Origin of the sequence: Burkholderia sp. BCC1972 (assembly GCF_905339605.1) — a bacterium.
GTDB lineage: Bacteria > Pseudomonadota > Gammaproteobacteria > Burkholderiales > Burkholderiaceae > Burkholderia.
In genome coordinates this window covers 57,466-75,483 of sequence record NZ_CAJPGH010000025.1, presented here as the reverse complement: position 1 = coordinate 75,483, position 18,018 = coordinate 57,466, and the positions used below count along the sequence as shown (strand labels likewise).

At 64.4% G+C, this 18,018-nt stretch carries 16 protein-coding genes and 1 pseudogene; 9 read left to right on the top strand and 8 right to left on the bottom strand.

The features are described from left to right. Positions 1-45: 45 nt before the first annotated feature. From U5798_RS28660 to U5798_RS28635, 6 genes are all read right to left on the bottom strand, one after another. Complete coding sequence (locus U5798_RS28660; RefSeq protein WP_322083918.1) at positions 46-1,398, bottom strand: LLM class flavin-dependent oxidoreductase; 1,353 nt, start codon at positions 1,396-1,398, stop codon at positions 46-48. A gap of 10 nt (positions 1,399-1,408) precedes the next feature. Beyond that, a complete protein-coding gene (locus U5798_RS28655; RefSeq protein ID WP_322083917.1) occupies positions 1,409-2,458 on the bottom strand; it encodes an LLM class flavin-dependent oxidoreductase in 1,050 nt (349 codons plus the stop codon). A 52-nt stretch (positions 2,459-2,510) separates the two neighbouring features. Further along, entirely contained in the window at positions 2,511-3,458 is a 948-nt protein-coding gene (locus U5798_RS28650) for an ABC transporter substrate-binding protein (protein ID WP_322083916.1), read from the bottom strand. A 58-nt stretch (positions 3,459-3,516) separates the two neighbouring features. Continuing rightward, a complete protein-coding gene (locus U5798_RS28645; RefSeq protein ID WP_124447385.1) occupies positions 3,517-4,077 on the bottom strand; it encodes a GNAT family N-acetyltransferase in 561 nt (186 codons plus the stop codon). A 420-nt stretch (positions 4,078-4,497) separates the two neighbouring features. Continuing rightward, positions 4,498-5,421 carry a recombination-associated protein RdgC gene (locus U5798_RS28640; RefSeq protein WP_124448119.1) on the bottom strand — a complete coding sequence of 308 codons (924 nt, stop codon included), beginning with the start codon at positions 5,419-5,421 and terminating at the stop codon, positions 4,498-4,500. A gap of 215 nt (positions 5,422-5,636) precedes the next feature. Then, complete coding sequence (locus U5798_RS28635; RefSeq protein WP_322083915.1) at positions 5,637-6,674, bottom strand: GlxA family transcriptional regulator; 1,038 nt, start codon at positions 6,672-6,674, stop codon at positions 5,637-5,639. 106 nt (positions 6,675-6,780) lie between these two features. Here U5798_RS28635 and U5798_RS28630 point away from each other — a divergent pair, with 106 nt between their 5' ends. The 7 genes and pseudogenes from U5798_RS28630 to U5798_RS28600 form a co-directional block, all read left to right on the top strand. Then, the gene (locus U5798_RS28630) at positions 6,781-7,317 is read left to right on the top strand and encodes a Tautomerase enzyme (RefSeq protein WP_322083914.1); all 537 of its coding nucleotides are present in this window, start codon (positions 6,781-6,783) and stop codon (positions 7,315-7,317) included. A gap of 13 nt (positions 7,318-7,330) precedes the next feature. Next, positions 7,331-7,768 (top strand): hypothetical protein, encoded by a 438-nt coding sequence (locus tag U5798_RS28625; RefSeq protein WP_124447391.1) that lies wholly within the window; start codon positions 7,331-7,333, stop codon positions 7,766-7,768. Positions 7,769-7,831: 63 nt separating this feature from the next. After that, a complete protein-coding gene (locus U5798_RS28620; RefSeq protein WP_322083913.1) occupies positions 7,832-8,797 on the top strand; it encodes an alpha/beta hydrolase in 966 nt (321 codons plus the stop codon). Between the two features lie 130 nt (positions 8,798-8,927). Beyond that, the gene (locus U5798_RS28615; protein ID WP_415859517.1) at positions 8,928-10,004 is read left to right on the top strand and encodes a hypothetical protein; all 1,077 of its coding nucleotides are present in this window, start codon (positions 8,928-8,930) and stop codon (positions 10,002-10,004) included. Positions 10,005-10,673: 669 nt separating this feature from the next. Further along, positions 10,674-11,777: a NucA/NucB deoxyribonuclease domain-containing protein gene (locus U5798_RS28610; RefSeq protein WP_322083911.1), complete on the top strand. Its 1,104-nt coding sequence runs from the start codon at positions 10,674-10,676 to the stop codon at positions 11,775-11,777. A 78-nt stretch (positions 11,778-11,855) separates the two neighbouring features. Next, positions 11,856-13,880: an SMI1/KNR4 family protein gene (locus U5798_RS28605; RefSeq protein WP_322083910.1), complete on the top strand. Its 2,025-nt coding sequence runs from the start codon at positions 11,856-11,858 to the stop codon at positions 13,878-13,880. Positions 13,881-14,005: 125 nt separating this feature from the next. Further along, a pseudogene (locus tag U5798_RS28600) lies at positions 14,006-14,141 on the top strand (IS5/IS1182 family transposase); the annotation flags it as partial. Here U5798_RS28600 and U5798_RS28595 read toward each other — a convergent pair. Both U5798_RS28595 and U5798_RS28590 read right to left on the bottom strand, forming a co-directional pair. After that, positions 14,139-15,173: a succinylglutamate desuccinylase/aspartoacylase family protein gene (locus U5798_RS28595; protein ID WP_322083909.1), complete on the bottom strand. Its 1,035-nt coding sequence runs from the start codon at positions 15,171-15,173 to the stop codon at positions 14,139-14,141. The pseudogene U5798_RS28600 and the gene U5798_RS28595 overlap by 3 nt on opposite strands. A 96-nt stretch (positions 15,174-15,269) precedes the next feature. Further along, a complete protein-coding gene (locus tag U5798_RS28590) occupies positions 15,270-16,175 on the bottom strand; it encodes a LysR family transcriptional regulator (protein WP_322083908.1) in 906 nt (301 codons plus the stop codon). Between the two features lie 118 nt (positions 16,176-16,293). Between U5798_RS28590 and U5798_RS28585 the strand changes: the two genes are divergently transcribed. Further along, positions 16,294-16,875 carry a flavodoxin family protein gene (locus U5798_RS28585; protein ID WP_322083907.1) on the top strand — a complete coding sequence of 194 codons (582 nt, stop codon included), beginning with the start codon at positions 16,294-16,296 and terminating at the stop codon, positions 16,873-16,875. Positions 16,876-16,958: 83 nt separating this feature from the next. Further along, entirely contained in the window at positions 16,959-18,014 is a 1,056-nt protein-coding gene (locus U5798_RS28580; protein WP_322083906.1) for an aldo/keto reductase, read from the top strand. The last annotated feature ends 4 nt before the right edge of the window (positions 18,015-18,018 follow it).

Sequence of the window (18,018 nt, the reverse complement as noted above, 5' to 3'; positions counted from 1 at the left end):
CGAATCGGTCGGGCGGGCGCGCCGCGCAAGGGCGGCGCGGTGACGTCAGGCGTGTGCTTCGGCCGCCGTTTCGTGCGCGGCGCCGGGCGCCGCGTGGCGGCTCGCCTTGCGCGGCAGGCCGAGGTGGTCGCGCAGCGTCGCGCCGGGCAGGTCGCGGCTGTAGCGGCCGCGCGCCTCGAGCACCGGAATCACGAGTTCGACGAAATCGTCGACGCCTTGCGCCTGCACCGGGAAGCCGAGGATGAAGCCGTCGCCGGCGCCCGCGTCGTGCCAGCGGATCAGCTCGTCGGCGACGTGCTCGGCCGTGCCGATGAAGTTAGGGCGCGGCGTGGCGACCGCGAGCGCCGTTTCGCGCAGCGACAGGCCTTTGCGTTTCGCGTCGGCCTTGATCCGGTCGGTGGTCGAGCGGAAGCTGTTGCGGCCGAGCTCGCCGAGTTCCGGGAACGGCGCGTCGAGCGCGTACTGGGTGAAATCGTGATGATCGAAATAGCGGCCGAGGTACGCGAGCGCCTCGTCGATCGTCAGCAGGTCGCGGATCGCCTGGTATTTGTCTTCCGCCTCGGCGGCCGTGCGGCCGACGATCGGCCCGACGCCGGGGAAGATCTTCACGTCGCCGGCTTGCCGGCCGTGCTCGATCGCGCTCTGCTTCACGCGCTGCGTGAATGCGGCCGTTTCCTCGATCGACGGCGAATGCGTGAACACGGCATCCGCATACTTGCCCGCGAGCCCGATCCCGGTGTCGGACGAGCCGGCCTGGAAGATCACCGGCTGGCCCTGCGGCGAGCGCTGGATGTTCAGCGGCCCCGCGACCTGGAAGAAACGGCCGCGGTGATCGAGCGTGTGAAGCTTGTCGCGATCGAAGAAGCGGCCGGTCGCGCGGTCGCGCACGAAGGCGTCGTCGTCCCAGCTGTCCCACAGGCCCTGCACGACCTCGAGGTATTCGTCGGCGATCTCGTAGCGCAGTTCGTGATCGGGGTGCGCCTTGCCGAAATTCTTCGCGGTGCCTTCGAGCGGTGTCGTCACGACGTTCCAGCCCGCGCGGCCGCCGCTGATCGCGTCGAGCGACGCGAGCTGGCGCGCGACCGTGAACGGCTCGCTGTACGACGTCGAGATCGTACCGGCGAGCCCGATCTTCTTCGTCGCGACCGCGAGCGCCGACAGCACGGTCAGCGGCTCGAAGCGGTTCAGGAAGTGAGGGATCGACTTCTCGTTGATGTAGAGGCCGTCCGCGACGAACGCGAACGCGATGCCGGCGGCTTCCGCCTTGCGCGCGACGCCGATCATGAAGTCGAGGTTGATGCTCGCGTCGGGCGGGTTGCTCGGATGCCGCCATGCGTTCATGTGGCTGCCTGCGCCTTGCAGCATCAGGCCGAAAGGGATCGATCGTCGGGTCGTCATGATGGGAATGTCACGCGTTCTGGTCAGGGGAGAGGGAGCGGTCGGCCGCGAGGGCCGCCTGCAACGGGGTGGCCGACAGCGCGCCGCCGAGCCATTCGGCCGACGCGAGCCGCGCCGCGTAGTCGGTCACCGGCGAATCGATCACGAACGCGTCGACGTCGAGCCGCCGGCTCAATGCGTCGAGCGCGCGGTGGATGCGCTCGGGTGTATCGGCGAGTACCGTCGGGCGCAACTCGTCGATCCGGTAGTCGGATGCACCGCTTTGCCGCGCGAATTCGGCGGCTGCCTGCGCGCTGGCGAGATTGAAGCTCTGGCCGCCCGCGAACTGCAGCTTGAAGATCTTCAGCGGCCCGATCCGTTGCTCGGCTTCGTCGCGCGTCGGCGCGGCGACCGCATACAGCGCGACGAGCGGCTTCGCGCCGCCGGCGCTGCGGTACGCATCGAGCGAGCGTTCGAGATTCGCATCGTCGCCGTTGAAATGGCCCGCGTAGCAGAAGCGCCAGCCGTTGCGTGCGGCGAGCGCGCCGCTGTCCGGCGAGCCGCCGAGCAGGATGCGTTCGGGCAACTGCGGCGGCACCGGCATCGCGACCGCGCCGGCCAGCGGATGATCTTCGGCGACGCCCCAGCCGAGAAACGCGTCGAGTTCCGCGAGCTGGCCCGCGAAGTCGGGCTTGCGCGCCTTGTCGTGAAACCACTGCAGCGCGCGCGTGGTCAGCGGCAGCCCGCCGGGCGCCTTGCCGATGCCGAGATCGACGCGGCCCGGCGCGAGCGCCGACAGCAGCTTGAACGTCTCGGCGACCTTGAACGGGCTGTAGTGCTGCAGCATCACGCCGCCCGAGCCGATGCGGATGCGCGACGTATGCGCGAGCAGGTGCGCGACGACGACTTCCGGCGCCGAGCTCGCGAAGCCCGGCGTGCCGTGATGCTCGGCGACCCAGAAGCGTTCGTAGCCGAGCTGTTCGGCGCGCTGCGCGAGCGTCGTCGTGAAGCGCAGCGCGTCGGCGGCGGTGGCGCCGTCGGCGATCGGGCTCTTGTCCAGCAGCGAAAGCGAATAAGACATGTTGGGCGGCGTTCCTGCGTAAGCGTGGATGGACGACGGGCGCGCGCGGCGCTCAGCTCTTCGGCAGTCCCGGCGGATTCGTGCGCGACTGGTCGATCGCTTCGGACGCGAGGTTCCAGCGGTCGAGCACCTGCTGGTAGCGGCCGGTCTTGATCAGCCCGTTCAGCGCGACGGTCAGCGGCTCGGCGAGGCCGCTGCCGCGACGCGTCGCGATCGCGATGTCGGCCGTGCGCGGCCAGCCGCCGCTGATCGCACCGACGAGCCGCGTCTTGCCTTGCTGCGCGCTCTGGTATGCCAGCACCGAGTTCACGCTGAACACCGCATCGGCGCGGCCCGACTGCACGGCGACGATGCGCATCGCCTGGTCGTCGTAGTACTGGAACTGCACGGGTTTCAGCCCGTGCGCGACGTTCTCGCGGTCCCATGCGAGCAGGATCTTTTCCTGGTTGGTGCCGGCGTCGGTCACGATGCGCAGCCCCGCGACGTCCTTGGGTTCGCGGATCGCCTGGATCTTGCTGTCGTTGCGCACGTAGAAGCCGACCTGGTCCTTGCGGTAGGTCGAGAAATCGAGCTTCTGCTTGCGTTCCTCGGTGACGGTGACGTTCGAGATCACCGCGTCGACTTTCCCCGATTCGAGTGCGAGCGGCCAGTCGGCCCACGCAAGCGCGACGATCTTCAGCTTGCGGCCGAGGCTGTCGGACACGAGCTGGCCGATGTCGGCGTCGAAGCCGATCACCGTGCGCGCGTCGGTCGCATACGAGCTGATCGGTGGCAGGCTCGGCGCGATGCCGATCGTCAGCGTGCCGGGCTCGGCGAACTTGAACGACGCGGGCACCGCACGCTCGACCGCCGCGTCGGCCGTGCCGCGCGGACGGCCGCGCTGCTCGGGGCTCAGGTCGAACGTCACGGCCGCTGCCGCGGCGGCGAAGGCGGTCAGGCCGATCAGCGCGGCAGCCAGCGTGCGCACGGTACGGGAGGAAGGCGGTACGGCTCGTTGCATGAAAACGTCCTGTCGGGGAAAGCGGAAGGTGAGACGCGAGGTGTCGGGCGCCGCGCCGTCAGCGCGGCAGCACCGGTTCGGGCAAGGGTGCCCACAGGTCGGCCAGCGTCGACGTGCGCGACGGATCGACGAGATCCTTGCCGAAGCGCAGGTGGAAATACGCTTCGGGGTCGACCGACGAATCGAACAGCCGCGTATAGCCGGTGCGGTCGTAGAGCGCCCACGCTTCGGGCTGGCGAAAGCCGGTGGTCAGGTAGAGGCGGCGGTAGCCCTGTTGCGCGGCGCGCAGTTCGAGTGCTTCGACGATCTGCCGCGCGAGGCCCTGGCGGCGCAGGTCGGTGCGTGTCCAGATGCGCTTGAGTTCGGCGGTCTGTGCGTCGTAGCGCTTGAACGCGCCGCCGCCGATCGTTTCGCCGTCGCGCAGCAGCAGCACGAATGCGCCTTCGGGCGGCGCGAACAGTTCGGCCGGGTAGCGCGCGAGTTCGTCGCGGGCGGACGCGCGGCTGTCGGGGCGGTATGCGTCGTAACGGGTCGAATATTCGTCGATCAGCGCGTCGATCAGCGGTTGCGCGCGGACGTCGAGCGGCGTCGTGTCGATGATGCGGTCGTTCGTGGCCATGGGCATCGCGAAGGGCGCGCGATGCGGACGTTCCTGGCGGGGTGCGGGCACGCGGCCCGTCCGGTCTGTTCCGTTATCGCGACGCAGTTGTCGTGATGGCGGCGGTCGCTGCGCATCCTGCGATGCCGGTGGCGCGCCGCCGCCGTTTCGAACACGTTAGCGGTGCGACCGGCAAAGGCGAACGAAGCAATTTCGATAAGGATTTCGCGGAAGGTGGAAGAAGGCTTGCAGGGGGAGCGGGGTACCGGAGCGGCAAGCGGCCGCGGCGGGGTGCCGTGTCCGTCTGGAGCGTGGGCGACGGATACGAACGCCGCGGATCGGCAGGGGGGCGAGCGCCGGGCGGCGACGGTCCCCATCGAGTTGCCGCATCGGCGCGAAGCCCCGCCGTCCCGGGGCGGCGATCCGCGACGCCGCCGGCGTTCAGGCTGCTGCCGCCTGCTGAATCGCGTCCTGCTGTTCGCCGCCCAGGATATCGACGAGCCCGGTCAGCATCTGCGCCAATTCGCCCGTCATCAGCGTGAAGTCCGAATCGAAGCGTTCATCGTCGTTCTGCGCGGTGGGATCCGCCGCCTCCTTGATCACATCGAGCGGCGTGACACGCTTGATCGTCAGCGACGGGGTCAGCACGAACGAGATACGGTCATTCCAGGTCATCGCGAGGCGCATGCATTGCTTGCCGGCTTCGATGTGCCGGCGCATGTCGTTCGCTTCCAGCGCGTGGCCGACGTAGCGTACGGTCGCGCCGCCTTCGCCGCTCGAGCGCAGCTCGGCGTCCTGGTCCACGGTGAATCCGCCCGGCGCCTCGCCGGACAGCAGCCAGTCCGTCATCGCGGCGACCGGCGAACGCGCCACTTGAACGCCGGCGAGCGGCAACTGATCGATCGATTTGACGAGCAGGCTGCGAACGTCGTCGGCAAGCGCCTGGGCCGCCGCATCGATGACGAGCCAGCCGTTCGCCGTATCGATCCACACGCGGGTATCGCGGCGAATGCTGAAGGCGCGCGGCAACAGTTCGTCGGTCACCTGCTCCTTGAGTTCGCGCAGCTGTTTTCGGCCGACCTTGAAGCCCTGCTGCTCCTCGACTTCGAGCGCACGTGCCTTGGTCACCTGATTGACCACCGACGCCGGGAGCAGCTTCTTTTCGGCGCGAAACAGCAGCAGCATCTGCCGGTTGTTCGAATACACGAGCGCGCCGTTGTCACGCGGCGATGCCCAGCCGTGGCGTTGCATCTCGACGCTGCTGCCCGGCTGGAACGCGTGGGGCGCCAGCCATTTTTCCATCTGGTCGGGGGTCACGGCCCAAGGTGCGGGAAGACGATGAAGCTGAAGGTTCTTGAACCACATAGGCGTACGGGCAAAGCGCGTCATTCTATATGACGGGGGCGGCTCCCGGCCATGAAGCGTCACTCACCGGGACGGTCATCCGGACGTTCGGGCGCCAGCTGCGCCTGCAATCCGCCGCGCGCATGCTGAAAACGCGCGCCGCATCCCCGAACAATCCCGCGCTCAATCGGGTGGGCGTTTTCGCCAGCAGGGCGATGGCGTGACGTCGCAAGGCCTCAGCTGTTGTTGCCTTGCTCGTCTTCCCTGTTCTTCGCCGCCGCGCGCGAAAATCGCATTTGATATTCGCTTGGGGACAAGCCGGTCTTGCGCTTGAACAATTGCCGGAACGTGCTGACATCGCCATAACCGACGCGTTGACTCAGCGTCTCCAGCCCGATTGGCCGGGTTTCCAGCACGCGTTTCGCGACTTCGATACGCAGATTCTGCAGATACGTGAGCGGCGCGAGCCCGACGGCTTCCTTGAAGCGGCGATTGAGCGTGCGTTCGCTCACGGCAAGCGATGCTGCCAGCTCGCTCAGCCGGAATCCCTGCTGCAATGTCGCCTCCATCTGCCGCTGGGCACGGGCGACGAGCGTATCGGTATGTCCGTGTTCCTCGACCAGCGTTGCAAAGGAAGCCTGCGAAGTCCGGTTCATGTCGATCAACAGGGCCTTCGCGGTCATCGTCGCGAGCGCCTCGCCGGCGAGTGTTGCAACGAGCTGCACGGCGAGATTCAGATACGACGTCACGGAACCGCCCGAGATGATGCCGTCTTGCTCGATCATCAGTTCCTGCGCGCGAACTTCGACTCGCGGATAGCGGCGCGCGAAATCCGAGGCCCGCGCCCAGTGCGTGGTGGCGGCGCGGCCATCCAGCAGGCCGGCCTCGGCGAGCAGGTAATTGGCGGTGCAATAGGCTGCCAGCACGGCGCCGGCCTTGCGTTGGCGCCTCAGCGCGGAAGTCAACGCGTTCAACCGCTCACGGCGCCCGATGAATTCGTCGATGTTCGAGAAGAAGGGTGCGGTCAGCAGGACGGCGTCCGCCCGCTTGCGCGGGTCGATCTTTCCGTCGACCGGAATGGTCTGGCCCGACGCGGCAGTGACGGGTTGACCGTCGAGCGATTCCACACGCCACGCGAGCAGGGGGGCGGCGGCGGTGCCGGCCGGCGTGGCCTTGCGCATATGGAATTGATTGGCTGCGCTGAAGACATCGACCGGACCCGCGACGCCGGACGCGAGGATGCCGTCATAGACCCAGATGCGGATGATGGCCATTTGCGTGTCTGAAATTCCCTCAATAATGGCGATCCTGCCACTTATGGTCGCGCGAGTAAACCGCGATCATGGCCACATCCAACGAACCGAAAGCAGGAGCAGCACCATGCCGATGATCGATGCACTGTGGCCCGAAAACGCGTTGACGCCCGAGGCCGAGGTACGCCTCGTCAAGGAACTGACCGACATCCTCATCGAGGCGGAAGGCTACGATCCCGCCAGTCCTGTCGCACAGCGCGTCACCGTATTCCACCTTCATCGACCTGCCGCGATTTACATCGGCGGTGAACGCACGGACACGATACGTTACCGGATCATTCCGTCCGTACCCGAAGGGCAATACACCGACGAATCGCGTCGCTGGCTCGTCAGGCGGGCCACGGAGGCGGTGGCACGCGCGGAGAACCGGTCGTTCGACGACGTCGCGCCGCGCGTCTGGGTCTTCCCGACCGAGATCCCGGATGGCACGTGGGGCACGCGCGGCGCGATCTGGACGCTGCCCGCCATTCACGCGCTGCTGGCGGGCGAGTCCGAACGCGCCGCGGGCGTCGAACGTCTCGCACGACGCCGCCGCGAAAAAGCGTGCATCACGCTCGAAGCGGCTCGTGATGCCGCTACCGCCGGCATCAACCGCAAACCGTGACAGGAGCATCTGCATGAAATTCAACGACACAGCCCCCGTGATGCCGGCCGCCGGCGTTCCGCCGCTCTGGCTGACGAGCCTCGCTGAAAACGCCACGCTCGAAGCCACGGTCCTGAAACGACCGATCGAAGGACGAGCAGACATTCTCTCCGTGATCCAGCACGCGGTCTCGCTCTACGAATTCCAGCATCACACCTACAAGGGCACGATCGGCGACGGTTTGTATCTGGAGTCCTATCGTTCCCGGATCCAGGGCATGCCGATCGAGACGGTGGTCATTGCGCATCTGAACGACAAGGGCGAGACGGATTCCGTGGTCATCAACCATCGCCCGCTCGAAGCGGCGATGCGGTTTTCCAGGCTGATGGCGGAACGCGTCGACGAGCGTTTCCGAGGGTGCTATCTGACGGGACCGGAAGCACGGCCGCACGATGAAGCGGCTTCTTCCTGATCGGACGACAGCTTCTGTACGCGTCGATTCTGCTGAGTAAGTCTTTCCAAACGAGAGCCAATCATGTTCAAAGTTTCAACGAAGGCGCCACTTTCCTCCGCAGTCGCGGTGGACATTTCCCCTTGCACGATTGTGCCGGCGTCATCCTCACCGGTGCCGAAGGTTGAAGTCGGCGAGGTGCAGGTCAATGCCGACATCAAGCTGCGTCATATGGTGTATCGGCCCGCGTATTCAAAGGGTACCGTGCTGTTCCTGCACGGCTTTCCGGAGACGATGTATGCGTGGAAGCCGATCGCCGAATCGCTGTCCAGCGACCATGAAGTGCATGCGTTCGACTGGCCGGGCTATGGACAATCGTCGCGTCCGTCCGCGGACCGTTTCTCCTATGCGCCGATGGATTACGCCCGTGTGCTGGAAGACTATATCCGCATGTCCGGCATCGACCGCTCGAAGCTGCTGATCTATGCGACCGATATCGGGGCTTTGCCCGCGCTGCTGGCCGCATTGGCGCAACCGGATATTGCCAGGGGAATCGTCGTTGGCGACTTTGCCCCGTTCAACCGCCCGCAATACATGTACGAGAGCCTGCAGGCTCTGAAGTCCAAACCTTCGTCTGACGTCGTGCATGCGGCGATGAACAAGAACCGTGACGAAATTCTCGCCAACACATTCTTTCGCGGCATGGCGGCGGAAGAGCGCTACGCACTGCCCGGGGATTTCAGGGAGGATATGGCGAAAGGCTGGGACGGCGATATCACGGCGGCAGATGCCTTCTATCACTACTACTCCTGCTTCACTCGCGACCAGGACTACTTGGAAGCCAATATCGCAAAGCTGAACATCCCCGTCAGGGTGGTATGGGGCGAACAGGACATCTATATCAAGAAGGAAATGGGTGTCGAGTATGCGAACCGTAGCGGCGTGACGCTCTCGATTCTCCCGGCACTCGGCCATTTTCCGCATCTGCAGGCGCCTGGGCAGACGGTGAGCGAGGTTCGGGCCGCGTTCGACGCGCTCGCAATCGAATGAGCGACTAGAGGGAGGGCACTGTCGAGGCGACCGATCCGCCTCCGGAATCCGCTGCGAGAAAGAGGCAGTCGACGATTGCATCAAGATTGATGACAATGGAAACCATTCCAACAAGAGGGCAAAAACAATGATGATTTCCGGCGACGGCCTGACCAGCCCGGCGCGGCTCCTGCGAGTCGCGTCATGGGTGATTGCGATCATCTTCGCTGTCTTTCTGAACATGCTCGGCAGTCTCGTGATCCGCGACATGGCGTTTGCGCCGAGCGGTGGTCCGCCGGTCGTGGAGCAATTCGCCGACGCTCCGGTAAAAGCGCGGCTGGACGCGGCGCGGCGCCAGTTGCAGGCACAGCGCGACGCGCTGACCGAGAAAGTCGACACGATGGAAGTGGCGCGCAGCCGCGCCGCGAAGGATTATGCGGACGAGAAGGAGAGTTTCCGCAACTGGCTGGCCACTCGCGCGGTGACAGGGGACGGTGCGAGCGACCCGGACATTGTGGCGAGAACGCGCAAGCTGGACAAGCTGCAGGCCGTGGTGGTCGGCTGGCAGCATCAGATCGATGCGATCGCCGACCAGCAACGGGCACTGGCGTCGCAGCAGACGCAAGTCGACGCGCAAATCGCCGAAGCGGACGCAGCCGCCGAACGGCGCTTCGACGCGGCAACCCGGCACTACGAGATGCAAGTGTTCGGGCTGCGGCTTGCGCTGACGTTGCCGATACTGCTGGTGGCGACCTGGCTGTTCATCCGCTACCGCAAGGCGCGCTACTGGCCGTTCGTGTACGGTTTCGGCCTGTTTGCATTGAGCGCGTTCTTCATCGAACTGGTCCCGTACTTGCCGAATTTCGGCGGCTATGTGCGGGTCCTGGTCGGCATCGTGCTCACGGTATTCGCCGGCCTTTACATGATGAGGGCATTTCAGCGCTATGCCGAACGCAAACGACTCGAATTGCAGCAGGATCAGGGCGAACGCGCGCGCACGATCGGTTACGAGAAAGCCGTACGGTCACTCGAGAAAAAGCGCTGCCCGTCATGCGACAAACAATGGAATCTCGGCGGCGACGACTCCACGTTCTGCGTGCATTGCGGATTGAGGCTGTTCAATGCATGCGAATGCGGCGGCCGGAATTTCTTCTTCTTCCCGCATTGCCATCAATGCGGTGCTGCGCAGGGGAACGAGTCGCCCGTATCATCTAACTCGCCAGACTGACGGTCGACGTGTTTGCAATACGCACCGGCTCCGGCGCATGACGGTTTGTTGACCGCTAGCATGCCCGACAGCCGTGCCGTTGTATCTATCGCCAGGTGCAGAAAAAATGGGAGCGAAAGAGTCGACCGTCATTCCGGGAAGGTTCTTTCCAATCCTTCAGGAGCCTTTCCAGGCTCTTTTTGAACTGGCCTTTAAGCCACCTCATTAGTCGTTCAGACTGAAATAAGAAGATTGCAGCGCAGTTCCCGCCGTCCGGACCTCACTAAACTGCCGCAGAAATCAGCCCATATGCGGTATCCAGCCAGTTAAGCGGACCGATCGAAGATCGGTTCTGTCGGTCGTCCGCGCCCAGATGGCGGAAGGTCGCAATGTCGAAGGGTATTTCCCAGCGAACACAAACATTGCTTGTGTACGTCCGGCACCCCATAAACACACTTTGTTTGTCGTTTTGTTTGTAATTTAAATGATTGTTAATAAAACCGGCTGGCGTAAAACTATAGACGGTTAATCGTATTGTCGATAAAAGAGAAATAATCATGAGGTGATGCTGGTCATTATATTTACACTCTGCTGACAAAAATGACAGTTACGTTTCATTCGAATCGAGGTTGAAATTAGGCGGCTGAAAAATAAGTCGTTTCGATTAACGAATTGTCAGGAGGGGATGTGATGCATCGAATGCTGTTTGGTCGGCTGTTTGCAGGTGCGCTCGTGCTTGCAACGGCGATGCCTGTCTACGCGGAAAGCGCCACGGACGTTTCGCCCATTTGCACAACAGTCCGGACCGAAGCGAGCAAGGATTCGCTGTTGAGCAGGACCAGTTACTGCCAGAAAACCGATCCGCTCGTCTATGTCGCGATAGACGACCAAAACAATGAAATCGGGCGGGTAGCGATCGACGCCTATGCGTATTCCGACAATCCGTCGAACCAGCTCGCATGGCCGGTGACGTTCCGCTTCCGCACGCGCGTCCTGTCAGGCAATCCGGGCGGTTTGATGATCAAGCCCTTCGTCGAATGCGGATCGAATTGTACGGTTGCACCCAATGCCGGCGTGCCGCTCGCCCTTGGCGGGCTGTCCAACGAACTGTCTGTCATGATCACGCCAAACATGGGATCCAGTAACCCGCTCGAGTTCAGTCCGACGCTAGAGTACCGGGTCGCTAAATCGGGAGACTCGTTTGAGAACGGGGCCAGTATGAATCCGTACGCCGGCGCCGGTTATATTCCCAACATTCGTTGCGATGTCGGGCTCGTCAAGAGCAACTCGCAAGGATGCATCTACCCGGACGCACCAGCAGTCCTGCGTACCATCGTCGCCACGAATCCTGACGTCGACGAATCCGCGATCCATATACGCGAGGCGCAAGCTGCCGGGCGTCCCGGCAAGTTCATACCGATGGGCGATGGCACGATCTTTCCGGCCTTCGAGTCAAGGTCGCTGACACGGACACGCGACGCAACAATGCGGCAGGCCAATCGGAAAGATTCCAAAGCTCAATGCGTTGTGAAATACGGCGCGGTCACTGGCCAGTGTACGTTCACCGGCGATCCGGACGAAACGCCGACCGATTGCGATTGCGACGAGTATCCGTTCGCATCGACAGAGCAAGGCGCATCACGGGACTCGGAAGTATCGGTCAAGCGTATCGATGCGAGCGATAATCGACGTGCAGGCGCGTTCCTCGGCAATTTCTATTTGAACCAGCGGGTGCTCGACCAGGAGAAGTTCTACGTCGATGTTGGTTCTCAGCAGTCCGCGGCAAAACGTTGAACCACAGGCGACGAAAACGGTACATGTGCCGCGGTTCGCAGGGATCCTGCGAACCGCGGCATGACAACAGCAAGCACTATGAGCGATCACGAGAATTTCCCCTTCTGGCTCAAGCAGCCCTACGAATTCTGCCGACGGGCCGTGCCCGGTGCGATGCAATCCGAGACGGCTCCAGTCGAGGATGCGCTGACGCGTGTGACGGCGGCAGACGTGTTCGCCCCCGAGGATGTTCCGCCCGTTCCGCTCGCGGCGGTCGAAGGCTATGCATTGCGCGCATCCGATACCGCGCAAGTGACGCGTGATGTGCCGGTCGAACTCGATTTCCAGTTCAGCCGGCGCGCGCTGGCTTCGCTAGCTGGCAGTCCGGCGGCTCGCGCAATCGGCGCGCAATGTGCGGTCGATGTTCCATCGCATTTCCCGCTGCCGGAAAATGCCGACACCGTCGTCCCACAAAGTGACCTCGAGATTTCGTACCGTGGCGCTCGTTCTTTTCTGCTGCTGCACGCGCCGGTACCGGCCGGTCAACATGTAATTGCACCGGGCAGTGAATTTCGGCAAGGTAGCCTGCTTTTGCCCAAGGGCAGCCGGATAACCGCCGAACGGCAGATCGCGCTGGCGGCCGCAGGCGTACGCGATATCGAGGTGACGAAACGGCCGCGCATCGGCGTGGTGATCGTCGGGTATGAGCAGTGCGCGCACCGCACCGATCGCGAGCGCTGGCAGCGGCCCGACACGAGTGGACCGTATATCCGCGCGGTACTGCAGCGCTGGGGATACGAGGTGCGTTCGGTCGAGTACATCGAGCCACCAGACATGACACGGCCGCCGCTCGAGGTGCAACAGAACGAATACGTGTTCAGGAAGAAACTGGCCGAGCTCGCGCAGCGTTACGACCTGATCGTCGGAGCCGGGCTGCCTGCCGTGCCACCATTTCGGGATCTAGGGCTGAATCCGCCGCAACTGATGTACTCGAACGACGCAACGACTGTCGACATCAAGCAAACGCCGGCCAATCGCTTCAACTTCGGACGCAGCGACAATCGCTCGCCGCCGAAGAAAACCACACTGACGTTGACGCGCCCGAATGGTACGCAAGGCGGGATGACGATCGTGACCAGCTACGATCAGGCCACGCTGATCAACCTGCCGGGCCACACGAGCGCAGTGGCGATGCTGATGCACGCGGTCATGCCGCGCGTGCTCGATTCGCTCGAGCACGTTGCAACACCGGGGCCCCATTGGGAGTCCGGCATCGTCGACCACAGCGTCGAACGCGATGCTCAACTGAACGCGATGCGATGGGGCAATCTGCGTCGCGGCGCCAACGGAAACCTGGTCGTTTGCCTGCTGCCGGCCGAAGACGACGGGCTGGTCGGCAGCGTCGTTCGTGCCGATGTGCTCGTCGCGATCCCCGCTGCGGAATATCCGATGGCGGCAGGATCGTCCGTGCTGTTCCTGCGTCTCGACCGCGACCTCTGCAGCGAGCCGCCGAGGCACGTGGCGGCAACATCCACCGAGGTTGCGTCACAAGCGTTGCCGGTGGTCGACACCCGCTCGACAACCCGCGATATCGACGACGCACGCAGCATCGATCTTCGCGAACTGTGGCAACAGCTCGACGCAGCATTTGTCGCCGATGCGTCACGCCTGCCGGGTGGACTCAACGGGCCGGCGTCCGACGACGAGATCGCAGCCTTGCAGGTCGCGCTGGGTACAACGCTGCCTGACGCATTCGTCGACAGCCTGCGCATTCACGATGGCCAGGCCGATCCGTCGGACGACTTTTCCGGAGGCGATGCGTTGCTGAGCTCGCACGAGATCATCGCGCAATGGCGTATCTGGAAAGGTCTCGTCGACGGCGGCGATTTCGACGGGATGGAATCCGAACCGGATCCTGGCATCGGGGACGACTGGTACAACCTGAAGTGGATTCCGTTCACGCATGACGGCAGCGGCAATCATCTGTGTGTCGACCTCGATCCCGCGGAAGGCGGTGTCGCTGGCCAAGTGATTCGGGTCTGGCATGATGACGCGCGGCGCGAGCGCATAGCGGGGAGTTTTTCGGAGTGGCTTGCGCGCGTTGCGACAAGCTTGCCGTCCTGACGGACCGATCACGTACCCACGTTTAAGGATCCAGTACCTTCAAGATGCCTGGCGCACACATGCGAATCATGTGCTGCCGCAGAATCTGGGCGTTTCGTCGCAGTCCACGTTAGGGTGGCGAGGCGCAATTCAATCTGGAGCCGACCCGGTTGGGCTTCGGCTCTGGAGCGACTTGCTGGCATCGGTTGCACGACTGGCAGCAGGCCGGGGCACGGGCCGCTGCTCGACAAGCTGCGTGAATCCGGCCAGCCAGATCCGTCAAGCGACGACACGCGGCGGCGTCGACAACTCCGCCAGCTGAAACATGCAATCCCCACGCTGCACCTGCGCGGGCACGCGCTTGCACACCACCTCGCCGTCGCCCTTGAACCGGTGCAGCACCGGTTCGCGCAGCGGCGTATCGGGGAAATGCACCCACGCGGCCGGCTGCCCGGCCTTCACCTGGTCGCCGAGTTCGACGAGCGGCTCATACAGCCCGCGCTCGTACGCATAGACGAAATGGCGATCGCCGTCGACGCGCATGAAGCGTGTGACGGTGGGCGGCGCGTCGGGCACGAGCGCGCCGTGCAGCAGGCCGATATACCCGAGGTAATGCAGCAGCCCGTGGCGGCCGAGCCGGATCAGCGACGGATCGGCCATCCCGGCGCCGCCGAGTTCGGTCACGATCGAGATCGCGCCTTGCCGGCGCGCGGCCGACGCCGAATGCACGGGATTCGGCGCGTGCAGCAGCGCATTCTGCAACCCGAACGCCACCAGCAGCCCGTTGAGCTTCGCGGCTTCGTCGGCGTCGAGCGGATCGATCGCGAGCATGTTGCCGCCTTGATATAGCAGCGAGCTGCCGCCCGAGTGCAGGTCGACCAGATACTGCGCGCGCGACAGCAGCGCGTGCTCGATGAAATGGGCGATCATCTGCGTCGGCGTGCCGGTCGGGTCGCCGGGGAAGCTGCGGTTCAGGTTGCCGCCGTCGAGCGGCGACACGCGCAGGCCCGCATCCGCTGCCGGAAAATTCGCCATCGGCAGCAGGATCAGTTGCCCGCTGACCATCTCGGGCTCGATCTCGCGCATCAGTTGCGACACGATGATCTGGCCTTCGTACTCGTCGCCGTGGTTGCCGGCCATCACGAGCGCGACAGGGCCGTCGCCGTTGCGGATCGACACGATCGGGATCGGCAGCCAGCCGTACGCCGACCGGTGCACGGAGTGCGGCAGCCGCAGGTAGCCTGCGTGCTTGCCTTGCGCGTCGAGATCGATTTCGCAGTGAATGGGGTTGCGGTGTGAAGAAGAGGCGGTCATGGCAGCGTCGTTCGATGAACGGAATCCGCCATCTTATCGGGAAACGACCGCAGCGCGCTGCGCCGGGCGCGTGCCACGCCGAACGTCCGCACGCCCTCAAGCGAAATACGGCTCCAGTACCGGTTCGATCCAGTCCATGAACGCCCGGACGCGCGGCGACAGATTGCGCCGATGGGCCACGACGAGCGACGCGGCGAGCGGTTCCGGACGCAGGTTGGGCAGCACCTCCACCAGCGCGCCGCTTGCGACGTGATTCGCGACCCCTGAATAGCCGGCCTGGATCAACCCGATGCCGGCCAGCCCGGCCGCGTGATAGGTCTGCACGTTGTTGACCTGCATCGCGCTCGGCAGCGCAAGCGTCGCATAGCCGTCACCGCTCGGATATTCCCAGCCGGCGTGCCTGGCACCGAGTGTCAGCGAGTAGTGGACCATCCGGTGCCCCTGGCCGAGCAGATCGTCGAGCGTATGCGGCACGCCATGCCGCGCGAGATAGTCGGGACTTGCCGCATTGATCATGCGCAGCCGGCCCAGCGGCCTGGCAATCAGCGTCTCGTCCACGATCGGACCGAGGCGGATCACGCAATCGAATCCTTCCTGCACGAGATCGACGCGCCGGTCGGTGCTCGACAGCTCCAGTTCCAGCTCCGGATGCGCGGCCATCAGTTGCGGGAGCGCGGGCACGACGACGCTGCGTGCCAGCTCGGTCGGCATGTCGACGCGCAACCTTCCCCGGATGCGCGTGCCGTCGCCGGAGAACATCGATTGCAGCGCCTGGACGTCGGCCAGCAGGTCCCGTGCGCGCGAATAGAACGCGCGGCCGTCGTCGGTCAGTTGCACGCTCCGCGTCGTTCGATGCAGCAGCGCAACCCCTACGTCGCGTTCGAGTTGCCGGATCACCATCGAGACACGTCCTTTCTGGATGCCCAGGCTTTCGGCCGCCCGCGTGAAGCTCGCCATTTCGGCGACACGCGCAAAGATCAGAAGCGCATCGAGGTTTTGCATTGTTCACTCACGGAGTAACAGAACGTTCAATCGATCGTCATTTATAACTCAGTTTCGACCCAGTAGAGTGCTTTCCGACGTCGTCACCCGACGACGACCTCAACGGAAGGGCACACGCATGACGCAACACACTTCTCCGGTCAGAACGGCCGTGGTCTACCACTCCGGCTATGGACATACCCAGCGGTTGGCCGCGGCGGTCGCCGAGGGGGCCGGCGCCGTACTCGTCGCCATCGACGCCGACGGCAACCTGGCCGACGACGCATGGGACACGCTGGCTGGCGCCGATGCGATCCTGTTCGGATCGCCGACCTACATGGGCGGGCCCAGCTGGCAGTTCAAGAAGTTCGCCGATGCGTCGTCGAAGGCGTGGTTCGACGGTGCATGGCGCAACAAGATCTTCGGCGGCTTTACCAACAGCGCGAGCCTGAACGGCGACAAGCTCAATACGCTCGAGTACTTCGTCTTGCTGGCCGGGCAGCACGGGGGTATCTGGGTGAGCATGGACATCAAGCCGGCGAACCTGAAGGCGTCGGCGCGCGACGACCTGAATCGCATGGGCTCCTATATCGCGCCGATGGCGCAGACGCCGGCCGATGCGTCGCCTGACGAGATGTCGCCGGGGGATCTCGAGACCGCACGCCGCTATGGCGCCCGCGTCGCGGCGATCGCCGGACAGTTTCGGGCCGGGCAATCCTGAATCAAATGAAGTCCTGGCATGTGCGGCGCGCCGGACCGGCCGCCGCCGCATTTTTTTCGAGCCGAGCCTGAAGGAACACGACCATGAAATACAAGCGACTGGGCCGCACCGGCCTGTATGTCTCCGAGCTGTGCCTCGGCACGATGACGCTGGGCGGCAATGCGGATGCCGGCATGTGGGCGGCGATCGGCACGCTGGATCAGCGCGACGCGACCCGGCTGATTTCCCGTGCGCTGGACGCGGGCATCAACTTCATCGATACCGCCGACGTCTACTCGTTCGGCCAGTCCGAACGCCTCGTCGGACAGGCGCTCCGGGACCTCGGCGTCCCGCGCAACGAGATCGTGCTGGCGACCAAGACGGCCGGTGCGATGGGGCCGAAGCCCAACGACCAGGGCGCGTCGCGCGGCCACATCATGGATTCCGTGCAGCGCAGCCTGGAACGCCTCCAGGTCGACCATATCGACCTTTACCAGATACACGCCAACGATTCCGTCACGCCGATCGAAGAGACGTTGCGGGCGCTCGATGACCTGACGCGCCAGGGGCTGGTTCGTTATGTCGGCGTGTCGAACTGGCGCTCCGGAAAAATCGGCAAGGCGCTCGGTCTCAGCCAGGCGCTCCATGCGACGCGCTTCGAGACGCTGCAGGCCTACTATTCGATCGCCGGACGCGACGTGGAACGTGAGTTGGTGCCGCTCGCGATCGACGAGCAGATGGGGTTGCTGGTCTGGTCGCCGCTTGCCGGCGGGCTGCTGTCGGGGAAGTTCGGTCCCGGTGCGCCCACCGAGGAAGGCGCGCGACGCAGCCATTTCGACTTTCCGCCGGTCGACCTCGAACGCGCGTGGCCGTGCGTTGCCGCGATGCGTTCCATCGCCGACTCGCATGGGGTATCGGTTGCGCGGATTGCGCTCGCGTGGTTGCTGGCGAAGCCGCATGTCACGAGCGTCATCGTCGGCGCCAAACGGGTCGAGCAGCTCGAAGACAATCTCGGCGCGGTCGATGTCGTGCTGAGCGAGGACGAGCTTGCGTGTCTGGATACCGTGAGTGCGTTGCCGGCTGCGTACCCCGGCTGGATGATCGAGCGTCAGGACGCGGGCAGGGTGCCGCGGCCTTTCATGGGCGGGGCGTCACAATAGGACG

Excerpts from the sequence above, each read along its gene's own strand:
- U5798_RS28660 (WP_322083918.1), bottom strand. The coding sequence starts at position 1,398 with ATGACGACCCGACGATCGATCCCTTTCGGCCTGATGCTGCAAGGCGCA.
- U5798_RS28655 (WP_322083917.1), bottom strand. The coding sequence starts at position 2,458 with ATGTCTTATTCGCTTTCGCTGCTGGACAAGAGCCCGATCGCCGACGGC.
- U5798_RS28650 (WP_322083916.1), bottom strand. The coding sequence starts at position 3,458 with ATGCAACGAGCCGTACCGCCTTCCTCCCGTACCGTGCGCACGCTGGCT.
- U5798_RS28645 (WP_124447385.1), bottom strand. The coding sequence starts at position 4,077 with ATGGCCACGAACGACCGCATCATCGACACGACGCCGCTCGACGTCCGC.
- U5798_RS28640 (WP_124448119.1), bottom strand. The coding sequence starts at position 5,421 with ATGTGGTTCAAGAACCTTCAGCTTCATCGTCTTCCCGCACCTTGGGCC.
- U5798_RS28635 (WP_322083915.1), bottom strand. The coding sequence starts at position 6,674 with ATGGCCATCATCCGCATCTGGGTCTATGACGGCATCCTCGCGTCCGGC.
- U5798_RS28630 (WP_322083914.1), top strand. The coding sequence starts at position 6,781 with ATGCCGATGATCGATGCACTGTGGCCCGAAAACGCGTTGACGCCCGAG.
- U5798_RS28625 (WP_124447391.1), top strand. The coding sequence starts at position 7,331 with ATGAAATTCAACGACACAGCCCCCGTGATGCCGGCCGCCGGCGTTCCG.
- U5798_RS28620 (WP_322083913.1), top strand. The coding sequence starts at position 7,832 with ATGTTCAAAGTTTCAACGAAGGCGCCACTTTCCTCCGCAGTCGCGGTG.
- U5798_RS28615 (WP_415859517.1), top strand. The coding sequence starts at position 8,928 with ATGATTTCCGGCGACGGCCTGACCAGCCCGGCGCGGCTCCTGCGAGTC.
- U5798_RS28610 (WP_322083911.1), top strand. The coding sequence starts at position 10,674 with ATGCATCGAATGCTGTTTGGTCGGCTGTTTGCAGGTGCGCTCGTGCTT.
- U5798_RS28605 (WP_322083910.1), top strand. The coding sequence starts at position 11,856 with ATGAGCGATCACGAGAATTTCCCCTTCTGGCTCAAGCAGCCCTACGAA.
- U5798_RS28595 (WP_322083909.1), bottom strand. The coding sequence starts at position 15,173 with ATGACCGCCTCTTCTTCACACCGCAACCCCATTCACTGCGAAATCGAT.
- U5798_RS28590 (WP_322083908.1), bottom strand. The coding sequence starts at position 16,175 with ATGCAAAACCTCGATGCGCTTCTGATCTTTGCGCGTGTCGCCGAAATG.
- U5798_RS28585 (WP_322083907.1), top strand. The coding sequence starts at position 16,294 with ATGACGCAACACACTTCTCCGGTCAGAACGGCCGTGGTCTACCACTCC.
- U5798_RS28580 (WP_322083906.1), top strand. The coding sequence starts at position 16,959 with ATGAAATACAAGCGACTGGGCCGCACCGGCCTGTATGTCTCCGAGCTG.